This is a genomic window from Corynebacterium sp. HMSC034E11, from assembly GCF_001835905.1.
Lineage (GTDB): Bacteria > Actinomycetota > Actinomycetes > Mycobacteriales > Mycobacteriaceae > Corynebacterium > Corynebacterium coyleae.
In genome coordinates this window covers 24,308-46,526 of sequence record NZ_KV826370.1, presented here as the reverse complement: position 1 = coordinate 46,526, position 22,219 = coordinate 24,308, and the positions used below count along the sequence as shown (strand labels likewise).

Below are 22,219 nucleotides of genomic sequence, written 5' to 3'. Positions count from 1 at the left end.
TTGCGCATATGACTACAACCAACGAGATCAGGGTCGCGGAGGTGGGGGACGCGGGGGTCGTCGCAAAGCTGCTGCGCGACTTCAACACAGAGTTTGATACTCCGGTACCCGAAGGCCTTGAGGAGCGGTTTGCGCAGATCATCGCACGCGACGACGCCGTCGTCCTCCTCGCCGGCGACATCGGATTCGCCTACCTCACCCTGCGCCCGAGCCCGTATTACGACGGTCCGGTGGCGATGCTCGACGAGCTCTACGTCGCCCCCGCTCACCGAAATCGCGGGGTCGGCACGGCACTGCTGCAACGGGTCTTCGAGGAGATCCGCAAGCGCAACGCCGGCGAATTACAAATCAACGTCGACGAGGTAGACACCGACGCCCGCCGCTTTTACGAGCGCCACGGCCTGACCAACATCGAGTACGGCTCCCGCATGCTGCTCTACATCCGTGAGCTTTAGGCGGGAAGCGATAGCTTTGCGACGAGCCCACCACCGGCCCGCGGCGCAAGCACCAGGGATCCGCCGTGGGCGTTTGCGATCGCATCGACGAGTGCCAGCCCGAGCCCGTGGCCGGCGCCTGCGGTGCGTTCGGCGCGCGCGAATGGTTCGGTCCAGGTTGCAACCTCGGCCGCGGAGTAGGTCTCGCCGCCGGATTCCACGGTGACCTCAGCGAAGTTGCCCACCTTGCGCAGGGTGAGCGCGGGGTTGTTGCCGTGGGTGAGTGCGTTGCGCACCAGGTTGTCCACCGCCTGGCGGGTCAGGGTGGGGGAGGCGTCCACGGTCACGGGCACGGCGTCGGCGGGGACGTTGCGGTCGGCGCACACCTCGCGGCACAGTTCTGCCAGGTCGAGGCGCTGCCGGTCGCGCACGTCCACGTTGGCCAGCTGGAGTAGGGCGGCGACGGTGTCGGCGCTGCGGGCGTTGACCTCGCGCACGCGGGTTAGCGTGGGACGCAGCCCGCCGTCGTCGCCGGTCAGGGCCACGTCTGCCATGGTCTGGATGGTTGCGATCGGAGTCTTCAACTCATGGGAGGCGTTGGAGGCGAACCGGCGCTGGCGCTCCACTGCGCCCGCCAATTCGTCGAGCATGACGTTGAGCGCGTCTGCGAGTTCGCCGACCTCGTCGTCGGGACCATGGTGGGTGATGCGGGCTGAGAGGTCGCCGCGGGTGACGGTGGCGGCGTCGTCGGCAATGTCGCGAAGAGGTTTGATCACCAGGCCTGCCACGAACCAGCCGATCACACCCGCAAGCAGGGTCAACAGGGCAAGTACCGACAGGGAGGCGAGGAGGACGCGGCGCAGGATCTCGCTGGTGATCGGCACGGCACCGTCGATGATGACACCGTCCTCCACCGTGGGGAAGGTGGCCGTTACCGGCACCGGGGTGAGCTTCAGGTAGGCATACACTAGCCCGATCAGAGCCAACCCCATCCCAAGCACCGTGGCCACGAACATCACCGTGATGCGGGCCCGCAAACTCAGCCTCATCGTTCCTCCTCCGCCACGTAGTAGCCGGCGCCGGCCACGGTGTGCACGATGCGCGGCTCACCTAGCTTCTTGCGCAGGTGCGACACCGTCACGCGCGGGGAGTTGGTGAACGGGTCCGCGTTTTCGTCCCACGCCTCCGCGAGCAGGTCCTCGGCAGAGATCACCCCGCCGTCGGCCTCCATGAGCACCTCGAGCACCGCGAACTCCTTCGGGCTTAGCGGCACAGTCTCGTCACCACGGGTGACCTCGCGCCGAAAGGTGTCTAGGCGCACATCTCCGCACCGATACACCTCGCCGCGCGCCGGGGCGTTGCGCTTCGCCAGCGCGTTGACCCGCGCGATTAACTCCGGCACCTCGAACGGTTTGGGCAGATAGTCGTCGGCGCCGAGCCCGAAGCCTTCCAGCCGGTCGTCCAGGGATCCGGATGCGGTCAGCATGATCACCCGGGTCGCAGGATGCGTATCGACGACCCACCTGCACACCTCATCACCATGCAGCCCCGGCAGATCCCGGTCGAGGACGACGACGTCGGGGCGGGTGTCGTCGATACGCGAACGTGCTTCGAGGCCGTCGTAAACGGCACTAGCCTGCATGTTCGCGTTGTTGAGTGCGGTGGCGATGGCGTCGGCGAGATAGGCTTCGTCGTCGACCACAAGTACCCGAATTGTCATGGCCCCGATCGTATCGGCGGGGGTGTTGCGTCCACGTTAACGTCACCGCAACATCTGGTTGCGTAACTTCCACAGCCATGCAGACCCGAAACGTAGGAATCGACGCCGCCCGCGCGGTGGCACTCGTCGCCATGATGGTCGCGCACCTCACCGTCCAAGACGGCATCACCGCACAGGTGCTGTTCGGCTTCCCGGCCGCGCTGTTCGCCTTCATCACCGGTGTCTCAATGGGGTACATGCGCGCCCAGCCCGCCGAGTTCATCGTGCGCGGCATCCTTCTGATCGCCCTGCACTTCGCGCTCGCCCCATTTTCGGGATCGATCGTGGTGGTGCTCGGCACCATCGGGGTCTGCATGGCGCTGCTCGCCTGGGCGCCACGCTGGGACACACCACTGTTGCTGTGGCTCGCGTGCGCCCTCACTTTTGGCTCGGCGGTGCTCGCGCCGTCGTCCTGGCCGTACCCGCCCATGATGTGGGCCACGCTCATGATCGCCGGCATCCTGTTCAAACGCTACATGCCGTTGTGGCCCGGCCTCGTGGTCGGCGGGGCGCTGTTCGCCCTGGATGTGGCGCTGCGCTGGACCACACCGTTGCCACCGCTTCTCGACGCCACCGGACACACCGGCGGGCTCATAGACGTTGTGGGCAGCGTGGGGGCGTCGATAAGCATCTGCTCCCTGTGCTGCCTGGCGCAACGGTGGCTCGGATGGCTCGCGCCGCTGGGGCGGATGCCGCTGACCCTGTACTGCATCCACGTGCTCACCTCCGAATGGCTCAATGTCTGGGTGAGCGTGGGCGGCGCCATCGTGATCGCTTACGCCTGGCTCGCGATATTTAAGCGCGGGCCGCTTGAAACTGTAATTCGCCGCATCACCGCGGTAGTGAAGGAGAACAATCGTGAAAAAGTACGCAGCTAGCCTCGCCGTCGCAGGCGCCCTCGTCGCCCAACCCGCATGGGCGATGGAAAGCACCACCTTCGCCGGCGACACCGACGAAGCTAAGCCCGTAGTCTCCGTGCGTGTCGACGACTCCGACCCCGACGACGGCGTCTGCACCGGCACCGCCATCGACCCCCACTGGGTAATCACCGCCCGCCACTGCGTCGAGGCTGCCGCCAAGCCGGGCGGCTCGGTGCGCACCGGCCAGGGCGACGACCAGCGTGTCTACAAGGTCGACCGCCACGAGATTGCCCCGCGTGGCGACATCGCCCTGCTCCACACCGAAGAGGAAATGCAGCTAGACACGTTTGCAGAGGTTGCCGACGAGATCCCCGCTGGCGCAGTCAACATCTACGGCTGGTCCTCCGACGGCTCGGGCGGCTCCACCAAGCTGCCCTCCGCCGAGGCCGAGGTGCGTGGCGATTCCCCGCTCGCCCTTTTCGACGCCCCAACCGCCCTCGAGGTCGCCCTCAAGAACGGCGCCCGCATCCAGCCGGGCGACTCCGGCGGCGCCATCTTCGCCGACGGCAAGGTCGCTGGCGTCATGTCGGCCGGTCTGTTTGAGGATCCCGAGAACCCGACCGAGGAGGAAATGACCTCCAACGCCGCCGTCGCGGTGGCGCCGGTCGCTGAGCAGGCCGAGTGGATCCGTGGCGTTGTTGGTGGTGAGGCGGCAGATTCCTCCGCGACCGCCTCTCCGGAATCGCAGGCTGAGCCATCGGCGTCCTGGCGTAACGTTGCCATCGGCCTGGGCGTTTTGGCCCTCGTGGTTGCTGGCTTCCTGGTGCTGCTGCGTCGCCGTTCTAACTAAGCGTTGTGTTTAGGGGGCTTTGTTGAGTGTTACTGTGCTACTCGGTTTCTTTCGCCGGGTAGCGCACCTTTTTGTCGTCGCCGACGGTGGCGCCGTCGTTGAGCTTTGCGGGGGTCAGGGTGGGGCCGTGCTGGGTCATGCCCATGATGTGCTGCACGTCGTCGCCGTGGGCGAGGAGGTGGTCGGCGATGATGCGGCGATGGCAGCGCCACCACACTGCTTCCGAGCACATGATCGCCGTTGGGGTTTCCGCGGCCTGGTCTCTGAGTTCTGCGAGGGCTTGCACGAACTCGCTACCAAGCGCGTGGTCCGCGTAATTGTGGAAGCTGCGGTTGCGCCAGTTTCCGTTGACCTCAAAGGGGATGGTCTTGGAGACGTTGCGCCGCCCGGTAAGGCCTTCGCTTCGGGAGTAGGCGATGCCGTGCTCGGGTAGGTGTGTGGCGAGGTGGTCGTCGTTGAACCAGGGGTACTTCCTGGAGCCGGGGAGTTTGCGCACGTCCACAATGGCGCGCACGCCGGAAGCCTCGAGCATGCCAGTGAACTGGTCAAACTCGAGGTTGGAATGGCCGACGGTGAAAATACGCATGCCTTCGAGGGTAGGCACCGTTAGGCACCTTTGGGCATCGGTGGGCTACCAGGTGGGTGGCCCGGTGGGTAAAAGGCAGGGTCGAGTGTCCCGGTCCGGGCGCAGTCGCATCTTCCTTTGGCTGCGTAAATTCTGCTGACTGCGGAGTGTTTCGCGGGTACTGATTGGTTGTATTTCAGCGGGTCAAAGGGGTGTTTTCGGTACCCGGCTTTGCCTGTTTGGGGGTCGTAATCCATGTACCCCTTGTTCAAGGAGCCGTCTCTGTTGTCGTTGTTGCACCTGTGATGTTCGCGGCACAGTCCGGTGAGGTTTTCGATGTCGGTGTTGCCGCCCTTGATCCACGCGAGGATGTGGTGGGCTTCGCACTCCGTCATTGGGGTGGTGCAGCCCAGCCAGGAGCACACGCCTTGGATGGCGAACATTGCGATGCGCTGTTCGACCGAGGCGAGTCGTGTGGTCCGGCCCATCCACAGCGGCACTGAGGTGACGCCGTCGACTTGGAGGAGGAAGTCGGTGGTTCCGTCCATGCCAAGGCGGATGAGGTCGAAGCAGTCGACTTCGATGCCGGTGTTGGTGTCGTAGAGCATGGAGGCGTCGCCGTCGGCAAGGTCGTCGAGCGTCATCGAGATCACCACCGAGGCCGCGCCACCGTTTTTCTTCTGGCAGTCCTGTTCGTACTGCTGGAAGATGGCGAAGAACTGGTCGAAGCGTCGCTGTTGTGGGGTGCGGGAATCGACCTCGTTGTGTTGGTCGGCGGGGAGGTTGGAGTTCGGCGCGAGACCTTTGTCCGCGTGCGCCTTGATCAACGCGGCGGCGCCGGCGGTGGCGTTGATGAGGATGTCTACGGTGCCATCTGCTTTACGACGACCAAACGACAAACCTCGGTTTTCATACCCCGCATTCGGGTTCGAATGGGGAGCGTGCTTCCGGTTCGCTTCGGCCACGGCGCGGCGGACGTACTGCCGGAGGTCTTCCGGGCTGCGCAGGAGCGCTTCGGCCATGGCGTCGGCGTAGATGCGGGTGCGCTCGCCGGCGGCGGCCTTGAGAAGTTTGTCCAGTTCGCGCCGGATGATGTCTTGCTTTTCGGCGCTGACTTGGGAGGAGTTCTTGCGGGCGTCGTCTTGCTGCTGCTTCTGACGGTCCTGTTCCCGCTGCTGCTCTTGCTGCTCCTGCTGCTCCTGACGGTCCTCGTCCGCAGCACCAAAAAGGTCGTCATCCTGGTCTTCCTCAACCGGGGGAGCGGCAGGTTCCGGCGGTGGGCCGAACAGCAGGCGTCCGCGCTCGAGGCGGTTGTAGGCTTCGCCCTTCGACAGGTCGAGGTACTGCTGGAGGTATGCGTTGGGGTAGTTGGCGCCAACGATGCGGCCGGCGTCGTCGCGTTCGGCAATAAAAGCGAATGCGGCGTCGATGGTTGCCTTCTTTTTAAATTGTTCTTCCAGGCGTTCCATGTCGCGGCGGATGTCGTTGAATGCGAGGGTGGAGGGGTCGTCGAAAAGCGAGCTTAATGTGCGAAGCGCAGCGGAAATCTCGTTGACGCATTGAGTGATGGTGCTGGTCATGGCCCCTGCTTTCGTGAGTTGTCATAAACCTATCAACCCCTCACGACATCAACCCGACCCATTCGAACACGCATTCGAACATTTAAAGAATCTCCACACTCTCGTAGCGCCCAACGCGAAGCGCACCAACCGGCATTCCAGCGTCGGTCTGGAAGTGCATGTACTGCGGCGCAACGGTCAGTCGGGCGCGTTGTCCAACGACCTTCTCCCACTCGAGGTTTTGGAGGTACTGGTGGCCACGGGCGCCGATTTCCCGACGCCCCAGGGCCACGGAATCCGTGGACTTTGTGTACACGGATCCGGCGTGGTTGTAATCCGTGAACTCCTGGGGAGAATCCAGCTCAAGCAGGAAGTATTCACTCGAGGGGTCCTCGCCGTTTGGCATGCCTTCGGGTTGCAGCTCGGCACCAGTTTTCATCACCACAGTGCCCTCGATAACAACGTCCTCGCCGCCAACGCGCTCGACAGTGCTTTCCTCCAGGTGGACGGTGAGTTCGCCGGCGTCAAGGGGCGCGCGATCCTCCGGAGTCATCCAGTCAATGACCAGGTGTAGCGGAGACGAATTCATAGCGCTGAAACCAGAGGATTCCTGCGATGCAACCAACGAGGACCCCTCCAGATCCACCCAGGTACTTTGACCCTCGCCCGTGCCCGAAGAATGCGTGGTCTGGTACAGGCCACGCCCAAGCTGGGAAGCAAAGAGACCAGCCCGGAAGCCGCCGGCGCCAGCAGCGCCATAAACGAGTGATTGATCAGCAACTTCCAGCGACCCACCGTCCGTGGTGAACACCAAGACACTGGCATAACGGTCCGAGTGCATGTTGTCGCCCCACTGGCTGAGCAGCAGCTCCGGGTTTCCGCCACCGTTGGCTTCAACGAGCGCATAGTTGTAATTACCGTTCAGCGTGAAGTCTAATTCGCCATCCGTGGCCAGCGGAACATCGAAATTTTGCTCGCCTGGCGCGTCAAGGACTTTCGCGTACAGTTCGCGCCAATTGCTTGTCGACGACCCCTTCTCACCATCCGGGCCATCCTCCCCTTCAATCTCCGAGCCATCGGGGTTGACCCACTTCACAGAGGTGACCACCACGGTCTCTCTTGAATCCCCGCCCGCGCAGGCGGAGACGAACGCAACGGAACTGGCAGCAACAAGCGCAAGGGCGCGACGCAATATCATGCGTCAACTCTAACCGCCGTGCACAGGAAATATCCGGCTATTTCCCAAGTTCTTTGCGGCGTTCGTACGCGAGCTTGAGGCGCTTCGCGCGTTCCTTCTTGTCCTTTTGTAGCAGCTCTTCGAGGACTTCATCCTCTTCTTCAGAGATGTTGAACACGGGGAACCAAGTGATCATCAGAACACCAGTTATCGGCCAGACTGCCCACGCGTAATCCCAGTCGAAGCCAATTTGGAGGATGAAGTATGTGAGGGCGCCGAGGACACCGGTTGCGACCATGGCGGCATCCATCTTCTTTTTCGCCGCGAGTTTTTGCTCCAGTTCGATCTCAGAAACGGACGGCTTTGCGGGGGCTGCGGGTTGGTCGGGGAGGTCGTCGAAAAGCGTTGCAAGCTCGCCGCGTGTGCGCGCTACTGCAGCCTGCCCTGTGCGTTCTTCGAACTCGCCCACGTCGAGGTAACCGTCGGCGAACAGTGTGCCCAACCTGTCCAGGGCTGCTGAGCGCTCCGAATCGCCTACACGCACATCGTCCATGTTCGCCTCCAATTTGCGCTTGCCCCTGCGGCAACCTGTTCAATCACAATCATGACAGATGGTAACGGGTACACGATCGGGCAAGCAGCACAGGCGCTTGGCGTAACGACGAAAGCGCTGCGCCACTGGGAAACCCTCGGGCTCATCGAACCGGAGCGCACGTGGGCAGACCACCGCATCTACACGGATTCCGATCTTGAACGTGGTGCGGCCATCGCGCTCTACCGCGGCGTGGGCGTGCCACTCGCGGAGATCGCGTCGCTTCTCGACGCCTCCCCGCACACGCTCGCAAGCGCCCTTAAACATCACAAGCAAGCACTTGCTTCTCAACGAGATGCCCTCGAGGAACAACTCGCCTCTGTCGAAAAACTCATTAACGAATCAACACAAGGAGCGATCAACATGGACGCAATGAAGAAGTACCTCGGCGAGAACATGCCGGCTTACCAGGAAGAAGCGCAGCAACGCTGGGGCGATACGCCGGAATGGGCACAGTCCCAAGAGAAACTGGCGCAGATGGGCGAAGGCGACTTTAAACGCCTCCAGGAAGAGCAGGACGCGCTGGCTAAGGACCTGGTTGCGGCCCGCGATGCCGGCGTCGCGCCGGGTTCCGAGGAAGCCGAGGCGTTGGTGGAGCGCCACCGTGCGAGCATCGGCCAGTGGTACGACGTCACCCCGGCGCGCCAGCTCATCCTGGCCCGTATGTACGTTGGCGACGACCGCTTCCACGCCGCCTACGACGGCGCCCAGGATTACCTGCTCGAACTGATCACCGCGCACGCGAAGAACGCAGGCGTGGACGTGGACAACCCGCAGTGGGACTAACCCGCCTCTTCAACCCTCATGATTTCCCTCGCTGACGGAGCCTTTTCGGGAGAGACCGGGTTAGTGAAGAAGGTGCCTGCTTTGTCCGGCGGGGACAGAGGCGCGCTCTACCTGTTCAGTACCTGCCCTGGATCTGTGCCGGCACCTACACCGGGCAAATGACAGGAACGTTGCCGTCGTGGAGAACTTTGGCGCGGATGCCGTAGACCTGCTCCAACAGTTCGGGTGTGAACGCATCGTTGGGGGAGTCGTGGGTGATCGTCTTGCCGCCTTTCATAACGAGTAGCTCGTCGCAGTAGCGGGCAGCGAGGTTGAGGTCATGGATGGCGACGATTGCCAGCTTGTCGGTGCCTGCGATGACCTCACGGACCAGCTGGAGGACGTCGACTTGGTGGCGGAGGTCGAGGGCGGAGGTGGGCTCGTCGAGAAGCAAGATGCGAGGCTCGCGTACCAACATCTGTGCGATGCCGACGAGTTGTCGCTGGCCGCCTGACATGGCGGACATCATGCGGTCTGCAAGCGCTGTGATTCCGAGCCGGCTCATGATGCGTGCTGTGGCTTCGACGGGATTTTCGGTGGAGCCACCGCCGCGCCGGGCTGCGATCACGATGGACTCGAACGCGGTGAGCGAGGCTCCAGTGAGCAGATCCTGTGGTACATAGCCGACGACGTGAGGGCGGTTAGCGTCGGAGACAGTCGCACCGTCGAGAGTGATTGTGCAGGTGCCGGACGTTGGCGTTTTAATGCCTGCCAGGGTCTTGATCAGCGTTGATTTTCCGGCGGCGTTTGGGCCGAGCAGGCCGATCACATTGCCTTCCTTTAGCGGGCCGAATGACATGGAATCGAGGATGATGTTGCGGCCGTATTTCACTGTCAGGTCATCTACTTGGACTGTCATGGTTTCAGCCTTTCCGCCTGTTGCGGGTGAAAATGAGGAAGATGAAAAACGGCACGCCGACGAGTGCGGTGATGATGCCGATCGGGATCGCCACGCCCGGGATGATGGAAAGGGATACGGCGTAAGCGACGCTGAGTAGCATTGCCCCGGCTGCAGCGGAGGCGGGGAGGAAGAACTTTTGGTCTTCGCCGACCAGCATCCTGGCCACGTGCGGGCCGACGAGCCCGATAAAACCGATGATGCCGGTGAACGCCACCGAGGCTGCTGCGAGCACTGAAGCGACGAGCAGGGTGGTGACGCGGAGCCGGGCGACATTGATGCCGAGGGCGGCGGCTCGGTCGTCGCCAAGTCGAAGCGCTGTAAGGCGCCATGAATTGGCAACGCAAAATGGGATGGCGGCCGCAATAACCACGGCAAGGATGGACGTGGTGGTCCAGTTCGCGCGTTGCAGCGAGCCCATTGTCCAGAACACAATCTGTTGGAGCGCTTCGGTGTTCGCGCCGTATTGCAACAGCGAAAGTAGCGCCTGGAAGAGGAATGATAGGGCGATGCCGAGCAGGATCATCGATTCGGCGCTTGCGCCTTTCCATACTGCGGCCGCAGCAACGATGGCGACTGCGACAAGTGCCGACAATGCTGCGGTGAACGCCAAGTTGAGTTGCGCGTTCGGCAACACCACCCAACCGATGACGATGGACATTGCCGCGCCGAAGGCTGCCGCTGCGGAGATACCGAGGGTGAACGGTTCCGCTAGCGGGTTGTCCAGGATTGTCTGCATCTGCGCGCCTGCGAGCGACAGTGCTACGCCGACGAGGACTGCCATGATCGCAGCCGGAAGGCGTAGGGTGCAGATGACGGTGCGCGTTTGCTCGTCGACAAGTTCAGGGCGGAAAACCGCATTCCAAACCTGGCCGAGCGAAATGTCCAACGGACCGACGATGACTGCGATGAGGAAGCTCACAACCGCGGCGAGGGTGAGCCCCGCAATCGCGATTGCTTTGCGACGACCCCGTTGCCGGTACGTCGCAATCGCCTCCATTGCCTCTGTCTCGTCATACATGACTGGAGGTGTTACCGCTGTAGCCATTAGGAGTTAGCATCCGACGCGTTGACGAAGAAGGTGCCGCTGTAGTCGTACGGCAGCCATTCGTCGTGGAACTCTTCGAACTCTTTTGCCGGATCGAGGTCCTTGAACTCCTCGGGGTGCAGCCACTTCGCAATCGCTTCGAGGGCGAACACGTTGAACGGGTTGTCGTAGAACTGGTGGTAGATGGCGTAGTAGTTGCCGTTCTTCGGGGCGTCGAGCAGCTCGATGCCGGGGATCTCCAACGGACCAGAGCAGGTTTTAAGTGCTGTGTTGGCGTCGGCCTGGTAGCCGAGTTCGACATGCTGGAACTGCTCGGTCTTGTTCGGATCGCGGGCCCACTCACCACCAGTGACGATGAGCTTCTCCGGGTTGATCTCTACCAGCTTCTCTGCGGTGAGCTTTGGAGAGTCAACGCTGATGACATCAGGTCCGAGGTTATGCCCGCCTGCAGCGGTGACCAGGGTGCCCAGGTGGACATCGCCTGCGACGCTGCAGCAGTCGGTGAACCCGGCTGCAGTCCACACCAAGGTGTCGGGGCGGTCCTTGATGGTTGCGACGCGGTCTGTCACAGTGCGGACCTTAGTGTCGTAGAAGTCGTTGAACTTCGCTGCCCGATCTTCTTTGTCCAGCAGGGCGCCGAGCAGGGACATGGAAACGGTAGTATTTTCCAGTGGCTTTTGGCGGAAGTCGATGAAGGCGTACGTGATGCCGGCGGCGTCCATGTCCGCCAGGAAGCCGCTTTCTTCGGTGGCCTTTTTCTGGTCGAGCGTCATGATGACTACGTCCGGATCCTGAGCGAGCAGGTTTTCCACCGTGACGTCACCCTTTTGAATCGAGCCGATCATGGGCATGTCGATGGCTTCCGGGAACTGCTGGAAAAGCTTCTCGCGGAATGCGGGTGCGGCTTTAAACAGGTCTTGGCCGTAGGCGACGATGTTGTCGAATGGGTCATCTTGCAGAGCAGAGGTAGCAAAGACCGCGCGTCCTTCGGCGAGGACGATGCGGTCGGGGTGCTCGTCGAATTCGAGAGTGCGTCCCGCAGCGTCTGTGACGTGGACGCTACCGTCCGCCTTGCGTGTCGAGGACGCCGTGGCGGATGTCGCCGACGTTGCGGTGGTGTCTTGTGGTTGGGTCTCGCCGGAGCATGCGACGAGGCCGAGAACTGTTGCAGCGGAGACAATGGCTACCCCTGCGCGCTGGATGAGCTTCAACCCAGTACCTTTCTAAATATTGATTAGGCTTACCTTACAAGCCTCGGAGGTAAGGTAAGGCACGCCTGGCTTGGCGTCAAGTGTCTGGGGGTGAGTTAGGGGGACGCTGGGGAATCGCCTAGAGCGCCCCGTGCTCCAACACGAGGTCGGCGAAGTCCAGGTCGCCGTCGGGCATAGCGACCTCGGCCACGTACAGCAGGCTGAGTGCATAGTGGCGTGGGCAGAACAGCAGCGTTTCACCCGCGTGCGCTGAGCCGTGTTCGGGGCAGGGATAGGACACGAAGTACTGTGCGGTGTCGCCACACGGCGCGTTGGTCCAGTTGCAGCCCTTGTGGGACCAGCCGTCGTCGGTGTCCATCGGTGGCAGCGAATCGACGGTGTCGGTGGTAAAGCGTGTGCTCATCATTTACCCCCAATGGCTTCGAGTGCGGTCGCGATTGCGGCGTCGATTTCGGCGTCGGTGTGCGGGATGGAGTCGTCGGCAAGGTGGCCCCACCTGCGCTGGAATCGTTCCTGGAGTTCGTGGCGTTTGGCGTACGGCACTTGGTGCTTATTTTCGACGACCACACTTCCGCCGTTGTTATCCACCGTGATGTACAGCAGCGTGGCGTCAGGGGAGACCTTGAGCATGAAGTTCAGGTCGGGAAAGCACAGTGCCCACCAGTTGTACTCAGCCGACGGTTCGAAGGCGACGTATTCCGGCAGGTCAGAGATCCGGTACGCGGTCGCCGCACCGCACTGGGTTGGCTGGGTGCTTGCGGCGGCGTCCATGTACTGGGCGTAGACGTAGGAGGCGTAGCCCATGTCCTGGAGGATCTCGTACCACTGGTTTGGCTCGATCGAGGTGGTGTAGGGGCCTGGGGAGTATGCGTCGGGGTGGCCGGTGTCGGCAATCAGACTGGCATCCCCAAGCCCGGTTTGTGTCGCATTGCCCGGCCAGGACAGCTCGCGTACCTCGACTCGCACTGGGCTGGAGGAAAGGACACGGTTGAGGTAGTCCTCGCAGGCCTTCGGGTCGGCGAACGCTTCCAGGCGCACCGGGGTGTAGGACACCTCGACCACGTTGTGCTCGGCGCGCTCGAGTTCGGATTCCAGATCGTCGCCGTGCCAGCGCGGATCCTGCCGGTCGGCTTCGCGCCCGCAGCCGTCGAGGTAGACGATGGCGTCGTACCAGTCCAGAAGCGTCACCGGTCGCTGCGGCAACTCGGGGATATCGGGCGTGACCACACCGTTGATGGTCACGGTCTCCACGGTGTCGTCCTCGCCGAGGCGCAAGCCGTACACCGCGTCGCTGCCGGTGTAGGTGCGGGCGTGGATCTGCCAGGTGTCGCCTATAAGCGAAAAGTCCCCCGGTGAAACCTTGGATAAATACGACGGAACGTAATCGGGTGCGGCGGCCAGCGCGCGCTCGAAAGGATTCATGCAGCCACAATACGCATGTAAATAGGTACGCTACTGGCGTGTCACCCGAGAATATTTTGTTGCGCATCCCGGAGGAGGAAGAACGCGCAGTTCGGCAGATCTACGCGGAGCTCGCGGAGCGGGGCTTCCCGCAGCAGCACCAACGGCCGCACATCTCGGTTACCTTCGCATCGACAATGCACCGCAACGCTATCGGGGAGGCGGCAGTCATCCTGCCGCCAGAATTGCCGGCTGCTTTACGACGAACCGGGGTCGTCGTCTTCGGCACCAAATCCAAACAAACCGTGGCCTGGCTGCTTGAAGCCCCCGAATCCCTCGACACGGCAGCCCAGCGCGTCAGCGCCGCCAACCCGGACGGTCGCGGCGCTCGCTGGATCCCGCACCTGACCATGGGACTGCGTATTCCCAAGGCCATGGTGCCGGACTACATCGCAGCGTTAGCCGAGGTCACATCCCCGCACTTCAAAGAACTCACCGCGGAATACGCCGCGCTCTACCAGCCGTCGCTGGGCACTGAGTTACGGCTCTGAGTTACGGCTCTGAAGTCCCTTGCGGTGGGTTAGTCGTGGTGGGGCGGGGTGTCGTCGATAAGCAATTGCCCCAACTTCGACGGCACGTCAGCACAACACCGCAACGGCTGATCAGACGCCGCGACCACCACGTTGCCGTACGCGCCGCCGGCGAGCACCGGCGCACTTGCCGCGACCATGGTGTGGCGAAACACCTCGCTCAAACCCGCTAATTCCGCACGCGTGCGTGCAAGACCAGCGGCATCTCCAATGTTCGCCACAAACAACCCACCTGGACACAACGCTCGATGTACTGCCCGATAAAACTCCACCGTGGTCAGTGGGCGGGGCGTGTCCGGGCCAGCGAACACATCGCGCACAATCACATCCACCGAACCTTCCAGCAACGCATGCGTAAACGCGCGCGCCTCCGCCACCTTGATCGCCACCGGCGGATCAAACGCATCGCGCACCAACCGCGCCAACTGACCATCCAGCTCCACCGCAACGTTGCTGCTCGGCCACCGATGCTGCACATAACTCGGCAACGCACACCCCGCAGCACCCAGATGCACCGCAGCAAACGGCGCGAGGGGCCGGTCCTCCACAAACCCCTGGATAAACCCCGCGATCCACCGCATGTAGTCGTACTCCAACACCTCGGGCGCGCCGGGCACCACATACGACGACGGGACGTTATTCACCTCTAACGTGTAGCCGCCGTCGCGGTCCGGATCCGCGATGATGGCCGCGTGGCCTGAAGCAATGGGGTAGGTGCCCGTGATGCGTCGCTTTGGCGCACGAGGTTTACGCCGTGGGGAGTTCATAAGGGAAATACCAGCACAGGGTCGGACCAGTTGTTACGATCGCTGCATGATCTACTTGTCGCAGGATTATATCGGTGAGCTACCCAAGCAACATATCTCGCTGGGAAAGTTTGATCCCGACAATATTCCTGCGGACCCGAACGAACTGTTTGCCACGTGGTTTAAAGAAGCCGTTGAGAACGAAGTCGGCGACCCTACTGCGGTAACCGTGGCCACGGTGGACGACAACGGTCAGCCCGATGCGCGAGTTGTTGACCTGTTGTACCTCAACTCCGACGGCTTCCACTTCGGAACCGCGACAGGAACGGCGAAGGTAGACCAGCTTGAAAAGAGCTGGGCCGCTGCGCTGAATTTCTGGTGGCAGCCCATGCGCCGGGCAGTGCGCATCCGCGGCGCTGCGTCGCGCGTTGTCGATGGTGACCGCTTTAACCTCTGGCGGGTGGAGCCGAACCACTTCGAATTTTTCAACCTTTGGGACGACCGCTCGAACTCGGATCGCGTGGCCTACGTGCTCAATGACCACGGTGACTGGGATCGCGTCCGCATCATGCCGCGCCCTTAAGCGCACCAACCTAGGCGCTGTTCCGCTACGGTCCTACCTCTCTAGGCGCTGCCCCAGGACTTGGTTTTTGCAAAGAAGCAGGCAGTCAGAGCGCCGGCGGCGATAACGAGGCACGGCAACCAAATCGACGTTGCCATCGCAGCCGCAAACGGCTCGTGCAAAAACTCCGGCAGGGGGCCGGAAACCTGCGTTGGCGGTGCAGTTGGCGATGCTGGCGGTGTCTCCGCGGCGCCGCCGTTCGCACCCGCGTGTGTACCCAACCGCGAATCGAGCTGCGCGGACATCATCGCGGCAATCGCCGCCGATCCGATCACTGCACCAATCTGGCGGGTGGTGTTGTACACACTCGAACCGGCACCCGCCAACTTCGGGTTCAGGTTGCGGGTGGCAATCATGGAAAGTGGCCCCCACATCATCGAGTTGGCCACGCCGTACACCACCGAAATGGCATACATCCAGTTCGGGTCAACCCCAGGTGTTGTGATCAGTGCGGTTGCGCCGATGCTTAGCGCCGCCAGCGTCATTCCCGCTATGGCGAACGGCTTCGGGTCGTGCGTGTTGGTGAGTCTGCCGATGTACGGCGACAACACCCCGGAGACCAAGCCAGACGGCAAGATCAGCAATGCGGCGTGGGTGGGGGAGAGCTCGCCGACGGTTTGGATGTAGATCATCCACGGAATGACATAAGTGGATACCGCGAAGCCGACGGTGGAGATGGTGAAGGCGGCGAGGGAGAAGTTGCGGTCGTCGAAAAGTGCAAGCGGCACCAATGCGTTCGTGGATTGGCGTGACTGCCAGCGGAAGAAGAACACCATCGCAACAACGCCAACGACGAGCAGGGTCCACACGCGCCAGTCCCAGCCGAAGTGCTGGGCTTCCTGCACGCCGAAGACGAGGCAGAACATGCCAAGCGCGCTGAGCACCACCCCGGGCCAGTCGAAGTGGCGGTTATTCTGCTCCAGCTTCGGCACAAATATCCAGGCCAGGATGAGGCCGATGATGCCGATTGGGACGTTGACGTAGAAGATCCAGGGCCACCCGGCGGCGTCGACAAGCACCCCGCCCAGCAGAGGTCCTGTCACCGTGGCAAGGCCGGCAGTCGCACCCCACACACCCATGGCGCCGCCGCGTTCCTTCGGTGCAAACGTGCGGATCATCACCGACATCGTCTGCGGCGTCACCAGCGCGCCACCCAAACCTTGGAAAGCGCGGGCGGCGATGAGCGCAGCCGAACTTTCCGCCAACCCGCACGCCAGCGAAGAAACAGTAAAGATCGTCAGGCCGATCAGATAGATCGTGCGCGGCCCGAAGCGGTCCCCGAGACGCCCCGTGATCAGCAGCGGCACCGCGTAGGCGAGCAGGTAAGCACTGTTGACCCACAACACCTCGTTATATGACGCCTCCAACCCGTCAGAGATCGCCGGGATGGCTACGGAGACGATGGTGGAATCCACCAAAATCATGAAAAACCCGAGCATCATGCTCCAAAGAGCAGGCCACGGCGAGCGCTTTACAGGGACAGTCACTGCCGAGATGATACTGGGCTTTCCCAGGGGTGGCTAGAGGCCGAGCATCTGTCGAATCTGAGGCGGAAGCATATCGACGACCTGCTGCGGGATCTGGTCCTTCACATACGGGAACACCAGCATGCCAGCCGCGCCAAGTGCGGCGACGACGCCCAACACGATGCCTGTGGTGCGCAGCGCGTCGTTGTTCTCGGAGGACAGGAGCGTCTCCGGCTTGCTCTGGACCAGGTTTTCCTCGGATTGCATGTCCGGAGTGTCGGTGGCGGCGTGCTCTTCGACCTCCAGGACCTTGTCGTCCTCGATAGCCTCATCCATGTTGATGCCGAAGAAGGTGTCCAGGCCCTTCACGTTGAACTGGGTGGACATGTAGCGGTCGTTCGTGCCGGTGTTCCACTGGGAGACGACGATGTCCATGTTGTCAATCGTGGACCCAGGCACGATGTAGCCGCCGTAAGGCTGCGACCAGTTCTTGGGATTTTGCGGCCTGAGCCAGGAGCCGTGCTTGGCAATCGTCGCCACGGGCACGTTGTCCCAGTTTTGCTCAAGCGTGTCGGAGATGCGTACCTCGATGGCCAGCTTCTCCTCGTTGAACATCACGAGCACCCAGTGACCGTTGATGTAGCGCAGGTTCATCTCGCCGGCCTTGACACCGTCCGACAGAATTGGGGCAGCGACGTTGCTCCACTTCTTGTCGGCGTCGGGTTCGGAGTAGTCGTAGAGCTCCCACTTGCTGCGATCCGCAATGTCCTGCGGCTTAAAACGCGAAAGGAAAACCTTTTCCTTGCGGGTGAAGGCACTCGACATCACGTACACGTAGCCGTCCGGGCCCTTCTCCCAGGTGATCAGGTCGCCGAGGCCTCCCGGAATGTAATTCGTTGGGGTTTTGGAAATCGACTTCCAGGTCTGGCCGTTGTCAGTGGACTTCCAGATCTCCGTGTAGAGCACGTTACCGATGCCCTTGTTCCACATGCCCTGCATATACAAGGTGCCGTCGAGGTTGATCACATCCGACGGGATAAGCGTCAGGTTGTCGGTGTGGTGGTACGACACCAGGCTTTCCACTCGGCGTCCGTTGTTCAGGGGGCGGACGATTTCAATAAAACCGTCGTCGTTCATCTTCGCCACAACACCAACCGGGCTCAACCATTCGTTCTTGGGGCCCTTGATGGATTCGCGGAAGGAGTCGCCGAAGATCATGGCAAACTCCTTGCTGTTGTTCAGCGGCGCCATCGCACCCAGGTCGCCGTCCTTAAACCCGACGTGCTTCGAATACTTGCCCAGCACATCGTCCATCACCTGCACGATTGTGCCGTCGGGCATGGTCACAGGGTCGGACGCGCGCTTCTCAGGTGGTTTCGGGAAGGTGTAGGACTCGTTCGACGGCGATGAGGGGCGCGACGAGCCGGACGAACCAGACGAGCTAGAAGAGCTCAGGCTGGACTGGGCGTGCGCGGGGGCGCATACGGAACCGGCGAGAAGCAAGCTGCCTGCGGTGGTTGCACACAGCAAAGCGTTGCGACGAGAGGGGAAACGCATGGGAGGGCCTTCTTAAACAAAGATGTCGAATTGCGTGTGAATAAGCCCTTAGAATGTAGCAGACGAAAACGGCCCCGGCAGGTGCTCGGGGCCGTGACGTTATTGCTGTACGTTGCCTGTGTTTGGATTAGACAGCGTCGTGTTCATCCGGGTCGTTATCGGCGTCCGCCTTGGTCTCGTGGCGGGTACCCGGCTTGTGCTCCGGCGGTGCGTAAATGGAGTACAGCTTTGCCGGCTTGTCGGACTCGTTGACAAAGTTGTGCCACTTGCCGCCCGGGACGAATGCTGCCCAATCATCCTTGATCACTTCGTCGACTTCGAGGTCGTCCTCGGATGCGCCGATCATTGCGCGCAGCTCGCCTTCTTCGAGGCGCAGGAACTGGTCATGGCCGTCGTGGATCTCAGCGCCGATCTCGCCGCCCGGCGGGATGGTCATGACGGTCAGCTGCAGGAACTTGCCGGTCCACAGGGTGTCGCGGAACGCCTCGTTATCAAGCGTCGCCTTTTCAATGTCAACGACGTACGGATTCGGTCCATGGTCAGCCATGATCGCTCCTTAAACTTCGGGTTCGTTACGGTTCCCACCATAGGAGCTTTTGCTTATCGACGATGCCTTCCACCACGACGACGCTTCCGGTTCCGCCTCCTGAGCTGGACCTTCTCCACCTCGGTGAGGTAGCCCTCTGGGCGGTCGTTCTGCGCAACTCGTGTTGCGTCCGGGCGCTTCGCGGGCGCTGCGGGCGCTGTGGGCTTGTCGGGTGTTTCGGTCTCGTCGAGACGCGCGAACATCTCCGTCGGTGCGTCGAGCTCGTCTGGGCGGCCTTTGCCCTCAAGCGAGACATAGCGTGCGGTGTGCTTCGGGTGCACCGTGTCTTGGGGGTCGATCGCTGCGTCGCGCTCCACGGTGATGGCCCAGCTGCCGTCCGGAAAGTCGATCACTTGCCACGGCGTGATCTGGCGCACCGGCGCCGCCGATAGCGGCGGGACGGTGTCGGTGCCTTCGTCCGGGCTTGCGGCATCCAGCGCCGCCATGCCGTCGAGCAGGATCGCGCGTGCCCAAAGGTTGCCGTGCTCGTAGGAGCGAACCCATTCGACGACCTCGGGCTCCGCAAGCGAGCCGAGCACCTTGCCATCCAGGGTCGCGACGGCGGTGTCGCCGAGCGCTTGCAATCCGACGAACCATTGGCCAGGGGAGCGGTGTGCTAGATCTGCCGCGTTAAATTCCCCTTCGGTGGTGTCGATGACCAACATGTCGCCGGCACGCAGGACAGAGGCAGTCTCAGGTGCGTTGTTGCGCGGAACCGCCAACTGGGGCTCGGGCAGCAACAAGTTGACCTCGAATTGGCCGATGTCGCGTTCCAACTTCACTGCCGCCAGGGCAACGGGTTTCAGGATTGAGGAGTGGACGCGCTCCACCTCGTCGAAAAGCGAACGCCACTGCGGCGAAACCTCCCCAAGCACTGGTCCAGCCAGCATGCTGTTTTGCGATGCTGCATTGTGTAGCCGCACACGCCACGACGCGTTGAGGGGGTTCGCCTCAAGCACGACGGGCACATAGGAGGTGCCTCGCTTACCAGCGAAATCCGAGAACAACGCCGCTTGGGAGACGTGATCTACGGGGATTTCAACGGCCGCACCCCATGTGGATGGAGCCAGTGGGTAAAGCTTTTGTGCCATGGGCGCATTGTAGGCGCAGCCTACGCAGCGTCCGTCGGGGCAGTCTCTTGGGAGCGCTCGGATGCGTCACCACCGCGCAGTTTGCCCACAGCAGTGACGATGCCGACGATGATGAAGCCGACGATCAGGCCAACGACGAGCGAGACGCCGGTGTCCACGAACCAGCCAAGCACACCGCCACCGACGAGTTCCTGACCCTTTTCGATGATGTGGTGTGGCCAGTCGATGCCGAAGACCTCGTCGAGGCCACGAACAATGAGGTGACCGCCGACCCAGAGCATCGCAACAGTGCCGATAACGCCGATGGTGCTAAGCACGTACGGCATGCCTTTCACCAGTGCGTGACCGGTTTTCGGTGCGTTGCCGCGCTTGATCATGCCGTGGCCGATGTCATCGATCTTCACTAGTAGCGCCACAGCGCCGTAGACGGCAAACGTGATGAAAATGCCAACCGCGAGCAGTACTGCGGCCTCCATCCAAATTGACTGGTCCTTGACCTCGTCCAACGCGATGATCATGATCTCCGCAGAAAGGATCAAGTCCGTGCGGATCGCGCTGTTGACCAGGGAATCCTCGTCCTGCTCTGTTCTATTGACCGCTTGTTCTTGCTGCTCCTCGGCGTCGGAGGAAAGCTTATGGGCGATCTTCTCCGCGCCCTCAAAGCACAGGTATGCGCCGCCAAGCATGAGGATCGGGACCAATGCCCACGGTGCAATCGCGTTGAGCAGCAGCGCGATCGGCAGAATAAACAGCAGCTTGTTGCGCAGGGATCCTTTGGTGATGCGCCAGATCATCGGAAGCTCACGCGCCGGAGTAACACCGGAGACGTATTGCGGGGTGACCGCGGCATCGTCGATTACAACCCCGGCTGCTTTCGTGGATGTTTTTGCGGTCAAGGTGGCGACATCGTCGACGCTTGCCGCGGCTTGTCGTGCGATCAGTGCGACATCGTCGAGAAGTGCGAGGAGGCCACCGGCCATGAGGGTCCTTTCATACAGGTGCAACTGCTTTGCGACGCAAACGCCACGGGCCTCGAGTGTATTGCACGTACCTCCTGACACACGATGCTCACAGCGTTTCAAAAGATATTTGTGAAACTCCCCACGGGCGACCGTCAAGTGTGGTGAAATACATGGACATCCAAATTGTGAGCCACAGGACATTCCTTGGCTCCATACTTGGTCGAAGGAGAACACATGCAACTGAAGAAGACAGCGGCGATTCTTGGCGCCGGTGCTCTGACGCTCGGTCTGGTCGCCTGCGGTGACTCAAACGATTCTGCAGACGGTGGCGCTGAAGGCACCAACAACGGCGGTGGCGACAACTACGTTCTTGTCAACGGCTCGGAGCCGCAGAACCCGCTCGTACCGGGCAACATCAACGAGACCGGTGGCGGCCGCATCATCGACCAGATCTTCGCAGGCCTGGTCTATTACGACGGCGACGGCGAAGTGCAAAACGATATCGCCGAGTCCATCGAGCCGGAAGGCGACGCAGGCTACCGCGTCACCCTGAAGGACGCGAAGTGGTCCGACGGCACCGCAGTGACCGCCAAGGACTTCGTCGACGCATGGAACTACACGGTAGAAAACTCGCTGCTCGGCGCGTACCACCTCGAACCGATCAAGGGCTTCGAGGAGGGCAAGAAGCTCGAGGGCCTCGAAGTTGTCGACGACAAGACCTTCACTATCGAGCTGGCCCAGCCGGAGTCTGACTTCCCGAGCCGCCTTGGCTACACGGCGTTCTTCCCGATGCACCCGTCCGCATACGACGACATCGAGGCGTACGGTGAGAAGCCGATCTCCAATGGCCCGTACACGCTGTCCGAGTGGAACCACAACCAGAACGCAGTTGTTGTCCCGAACGCTGAGTACGACGGCCCGCGCAAGGCCCAGAACGACGGCCTGGACTACGTCTTCTACGCGCAGCAGGACGCCGCCTACGCCGACCTGCTCTCCGGCAACCTGGACGTCCTCGACGCCATCCCGGACTCTGCATTCGCCACCTTCGAAGACGAGCTCGGCGACCGTGCAGTGAACCAGCCGGCAGCGATCTTCCAGTCCATGACGATCGGTGAGAAGGCCGACCACTTCAGCGGTGAGGAGGGTGCGCTTCGTCGTCAAGCAATCTCGCGTGCGATCAACCGCGAGGAGATCACGGCAACGATTTTCGACGGCACCCGCACCCCGGCCACGGACTTCACCTCCCCGGTGCTGCCGGGCCACTCCGACAGCCTCAACGGTGTTGAGGTACTGAAGTACGACCCGGATGAGGCGAAGCGTCTGTGGGCTGAAGCCGACGCAATCGCACCGTTCACCGGCGAGTTCACCATCTCCTACAACGCTGACGGTGGCCACCAGGCATGGGTCGATGCTGTTGCGA

24 protein-coding genes are annotated in these 22,219 nt (G+C 62.0%); 7 read left to right on the top strand and 17 right to left on the bottom strand.

The window, feature by feature from the left end:
* Positions 1-8: 8 nt before the first annotated feature.
* On the top strand, positions 9-455 hold the full coding sequence (gene aac(3)-XI / locus HMPREF2690_RS00475; protein WP_070819876.1) for an aminoglycoside N-acetyltransferase AAC(3)-XI: 447 nt from the start codon (positions 9-11) through the stop codon (positions 453-455).
* Here aac(3)-XI and HMPREF2690_RS00470 read toward each other — a convergent pair.
* Both HMPREF2690_RS00470 and HMPREF2690_RS00465 read right to left on the bottom strand, forming a co-directional pair.
* A complete protein-coding gene (locus HMPREF2690_RS00470) occupies positions 452-1,483 on the bottom strand; it encodes a sensor histidine kinase (protein WP_070568648.1) in 1,032 nt (343 codons plus the stop codon). The two genes, aac(3)-XI and HMPREF2690_RS00470, sit on opposite strands and share 4 nt — an antisense overlap.
* The gene (locus HMPREF2690_RS00465; protein ID WP_210385605.1) at positions 1,480-2,148 is read right to left on the bottom strand and encodes a response regulator transcription factor; all 669 of its coding nucleotides are present in this window, start codon (positions 2,146-2,148) and stop codon (positions 1,480-1,482) included. The genes HMPREF2690_RS00470 and HMPREF2690_RS00465 overlap by 4 nt, the downstream gene beginning before the upstream one ends.
* Before the next feature lie 83 nt (positions 2,149-2,231).
* On the opposite strand from HMPREF2690_RS00465, the gene HMPREF2690_RS00460 reads away from it, so the two are divergent.
* Positions 2,232-3,071: a DUF418 domain-containing protein gene (locus tag HMPREF2690_RS00460; RefSeq protein WP_070819875.1), complete on the top strand. Its 840-nt coding sequence runs from the start codon at positions 2,232-2,234 to the stop codon at positions 3,069-3,071.
* A complete protein-coding gene (locus HMPREF2690_RS00455) occupies positions 3,052-3,903 on the top strand; it encodes a trypsin-like serine protease (RefSeq protein WP_070819874.1) in 852 nt (283 codons plus the stop codon). The genes HMPREF2690_RS00460 and HMPREF2690_RS00455 overlap by 20 nt, the downstream gene beginning before the upstream one ends.
* A gap of 37 nt (positions 3,904-3,940) precedes the next feature.
* Here the strand turns inward: HMPREF2690_RS00455 and HMPREF2690_RS00450 are convergent, their stop codons facing one another.
* From HMPREF2690_RS00450 to HMPREF2690_RS00435, 4 genes are all read right to left on the bottom strand, one after another.
* Positions 3,941-4,489: a DUF488 domain-containing protein gene (locus tag HMPREF2690_RS00450; RefSeq protein WP_070816903.1), complete on the bottom strand. Its 549-nt coding sequence runs from the start codon at positions 4,487-4,489 to the stop codon at positions 3,941-3,943.
* A 20-nt stretch (positions 4,490-4,509) separates the two neighbouring features.
* Positions 4,510-6,048, bottom strand: coding sequence for an HNH endonuclease signature motif containing protein (locus tag HMPREF2690_RS00445; protein ID WP_070819873.1), 1,539 nt, complete (start codon positions 6,046-6,048; stop codon positions 4,510-4,512).
* Positions 6,049-6,130: 82 nt separating this feature from the next.
* Entirely contained in the window at positions 6,131-7,225 is a 1,095-nt protein-coding gene (locus HMPREF2690_RS00440; protein WP_141761152.1) for a hypothetical protein, read from the bottom strand.
* A 37-nt stretch (positions 7,226-7,262) separates the two neighbouring features.
* The gene (locus HMPREF2690_RS00435; RefSeq protein ID WP_070819871.1) at positions 7,263-7,757 is read right to left on the bottom strand and encodes a DUF1707 SHOCT-like domain-containing protein; all 495 of its coding nucleotides are present in this window, start codon (positions 7,755-7,757) and stop codon (positions 7,263-7,265) included.
* Positions 7,758-7,808: 51 nt separating this feature from the next.
* Between HMPREF2690_RS00435 and HMPREF2690_RS00430 the strand changes: the two genes are divergently transcribed.
* Positions 7,809-8,582: a MerR family transcriptional regulator gene (locus HMPREF2690_RS00430; RefSeq protein ID WP_070819870.1), complete on the top strand. Its 774-nt coding sequence runs from the start codon at positions 7,809-7,811 to the stop codon at positions 8,580-8,582.
* Positions 8,583-8,727: 145 nt separating this feature from the next.
* Here HMPREF2690_RS00430 and HMPREF2690_RS00425 read toward each other — a convergent pair whose 3' ends face one another.
* The 5 genes from HMPREF2690_RS00425 to HMPREF2690_RS00405 form a co-directional block, all read right to left on the bottom strand.
* The gene (locus tag HMPREF2690_RS00425) at positions 8,728-9,480 is read right to left on the bottom strand and encodes an ABC transporter ATP-binding protein (RefSeq protein ID WP_070816873.1); all 753 of its coding nucleotides are present in this window, start codon (positions 9,478-9,480) and stop codon (positions 8,728-8,730) included.
* 4 nt (positions 9,481-9,484) lie between these two features.
* The gene (locus HMPREF2690_RS00420) at positions 9,485-10,540 is read right to left on the bottom strand and encodes a FecCD family ABC transporter permease (protein WP_168167268.1); all 1,056 of its coding nucleotides are present in this window, start codon (positions 10,538-10,540) and stop codon (positions 9,485-9,487) included.
* 26 nt (positions 10,541-10,566) lie between these two features.
* Positions 10,567-11,778: an ABC transporter substrate-binding protein gene (locus HMPREF2690_RS00415; RefSeq protein ID WP_070484437.1), complete on the bottom strand. Its 1,212-nt coding sequence runs from the start codon at positions 11,776-11,778 to the stop codon at positions 10,567-10,569.
* 118 nt (positions 11,779-11,896) lie between these two features.
* Positions 11,897-12,184, bottom strand: coding sequence for a hypothetical protein (locus tag HMPREF2690_RS00410; protein ID WP_070421635.1), 288 nt, complete (start codon positions 12,182-12,184; stop codon positions 11,897-11,899).
* The gene (locus HMPREF2690_RS00405) at positions 12,181-13,200 is read right to left on the bottom strand and encodes a hypothetical protein (RefSeq protein WP_070819868.1); all 1,020 of its coding nucleotides are present in this window, start codon (positions 13,198-13,200) and stop codon (positions 12,181-12,183) included. The genes HMPREF2690_RS00410 and HMPREF2690_RS00405 overlap by 4 nt, the downstream gene beginning before the upstream one ends.
* 38 nt (positions 13,201-13,238) lie before the next feature.
* On the opposite strand from HMPREF2690_RS00405, the gene HMPREF2690_RS00400 reads away from it, so the two are divergent.
* Positions 13,239-13,730: a 2'-5' RNA ligase gene (locus HMPREF2690_RS00400; RefSeq protein WP_070819867.1), complete on the top strand. Its 492-nt coding sequence runs from the start codon at positions 13,239-13,241 to the stop codon at positions 13,728-13,730.
* Between the two features lie 29 nt (positions 13,731-13,759).
* Here the strand turns inward: HMPREF2690_RS00400 and HMPREF2690_RS00395 are convergent, their stop codons facing one another.
* Positions 13,760-14,536: a spermidine synthase gene (locus HMPREF2690_RS00395; protein ID WP_070452673.1), complete on the bottom strand. Its 777-nt coding sequence runs from the start codon at positions 14,534-14,536 to the stop codon at positions 13,760-13,762.
* Between the two features lie 46 nt (positions 14,537-14,582).
* Between HMPREF2690_RS00395 and HMPREF2690_RS00390 the strand changes: the two genes are divergently transcribed.
* Positions 14,583-15,098 carry a pyridoxamine 5'-phosphate oxidase family protein gene (locus HMPREF2690_RS00390; protein ID WP_070452676.1) on the top strand — a complete coding sequence of 172 codons (516 nt, stop codon included), beginning with the start codon at positions 14,583-14,585 and terminating at the stop codon, positions 15,096-15,098.
* A 41-nt stretch (positions 15,099-15,139) separates the two neighbouring features.
* Here HMPREF2690_RS00390 and HMPREF2690_RS00385 read toward each other — a convergent pair whose 3' ends face one another.
* The 5 genes from HMPREF2690_RS00385 to HMPREF2690_RS00365 form a co-directional block, all read right to left on the bottom strand.
* On the bottom strand, positions 15,140-16,624 hold the full coding sequence (locus HMPREF2690_RS00385) for a DHA2 family efflux MFS transporter permease subunit (protein ID WP_246819477.1): 1,485 nt from the start codon (positions 16,622-16,624) through the stop codon (positions 15,140-15,142).
* 33 nt (positions 16,625-16,657) lie between these two features.
* Positions 16,658-18,160, bottom strand: a complete 1,503-nt coding sequence (locus HMPREF2690_RS00380) for a DUF4185 domain-containing protein (protein WP_070819865.1) — start codon at positions 18,158-18,160, stop codon at positions 16,658-16,660.
* Between the two features lie 127 nt (positions 18,161-18,287).
* A complete protein-coding gene (locus HMPREF2690_RS00375; protein WP_070421628.1) occupies positions 18,288-18,707 on the bottom strand; it encodes a cupin domain-containing protein in 420 nt (139 codons plus the stop codon).
* Positions 18,708-18,760: 53 nt separating this feature from the next.
* Positions 18,761-19,837 (bottom strand): hypothetical protein, encoded by a 1,077-nt coding sequence (locus tag HMPREF2690_RS00370; protein WP_070819864.1) that lies wholly within the window; start codon positions 19,835-19,837, stop codon positions 18,761-18,763.
* 20 nt (positions 19,838-19,857) lie between these two features.
* On the bottom strand, positions 19,858-20,817 hold the full coding sequence (locus HMPREF2690_RS00365; RefSeq protein WP_070421626.1) for a DUF808 domain-containing protein: 960 nt from the start codon (positions 20,815-20,817) through the stop codon (positions 19,858-19,860).
* A 216-nt stretch (positions 20,818-21,033) separates the two neighbouring features.
* Between HMPREF2690_RS00365 and HMPREF2690_RS00360 the strand changes: the two genes are divergently transcribed.
* Positions 21,034-22,219: peptide ABC transporter substrate-binding protein (locus HMPREF2690_RS00360; RefSeq protein WP_070819863.1), on the top strand; the 1,186-nt coding region annotated here is incomplete at its 3' end.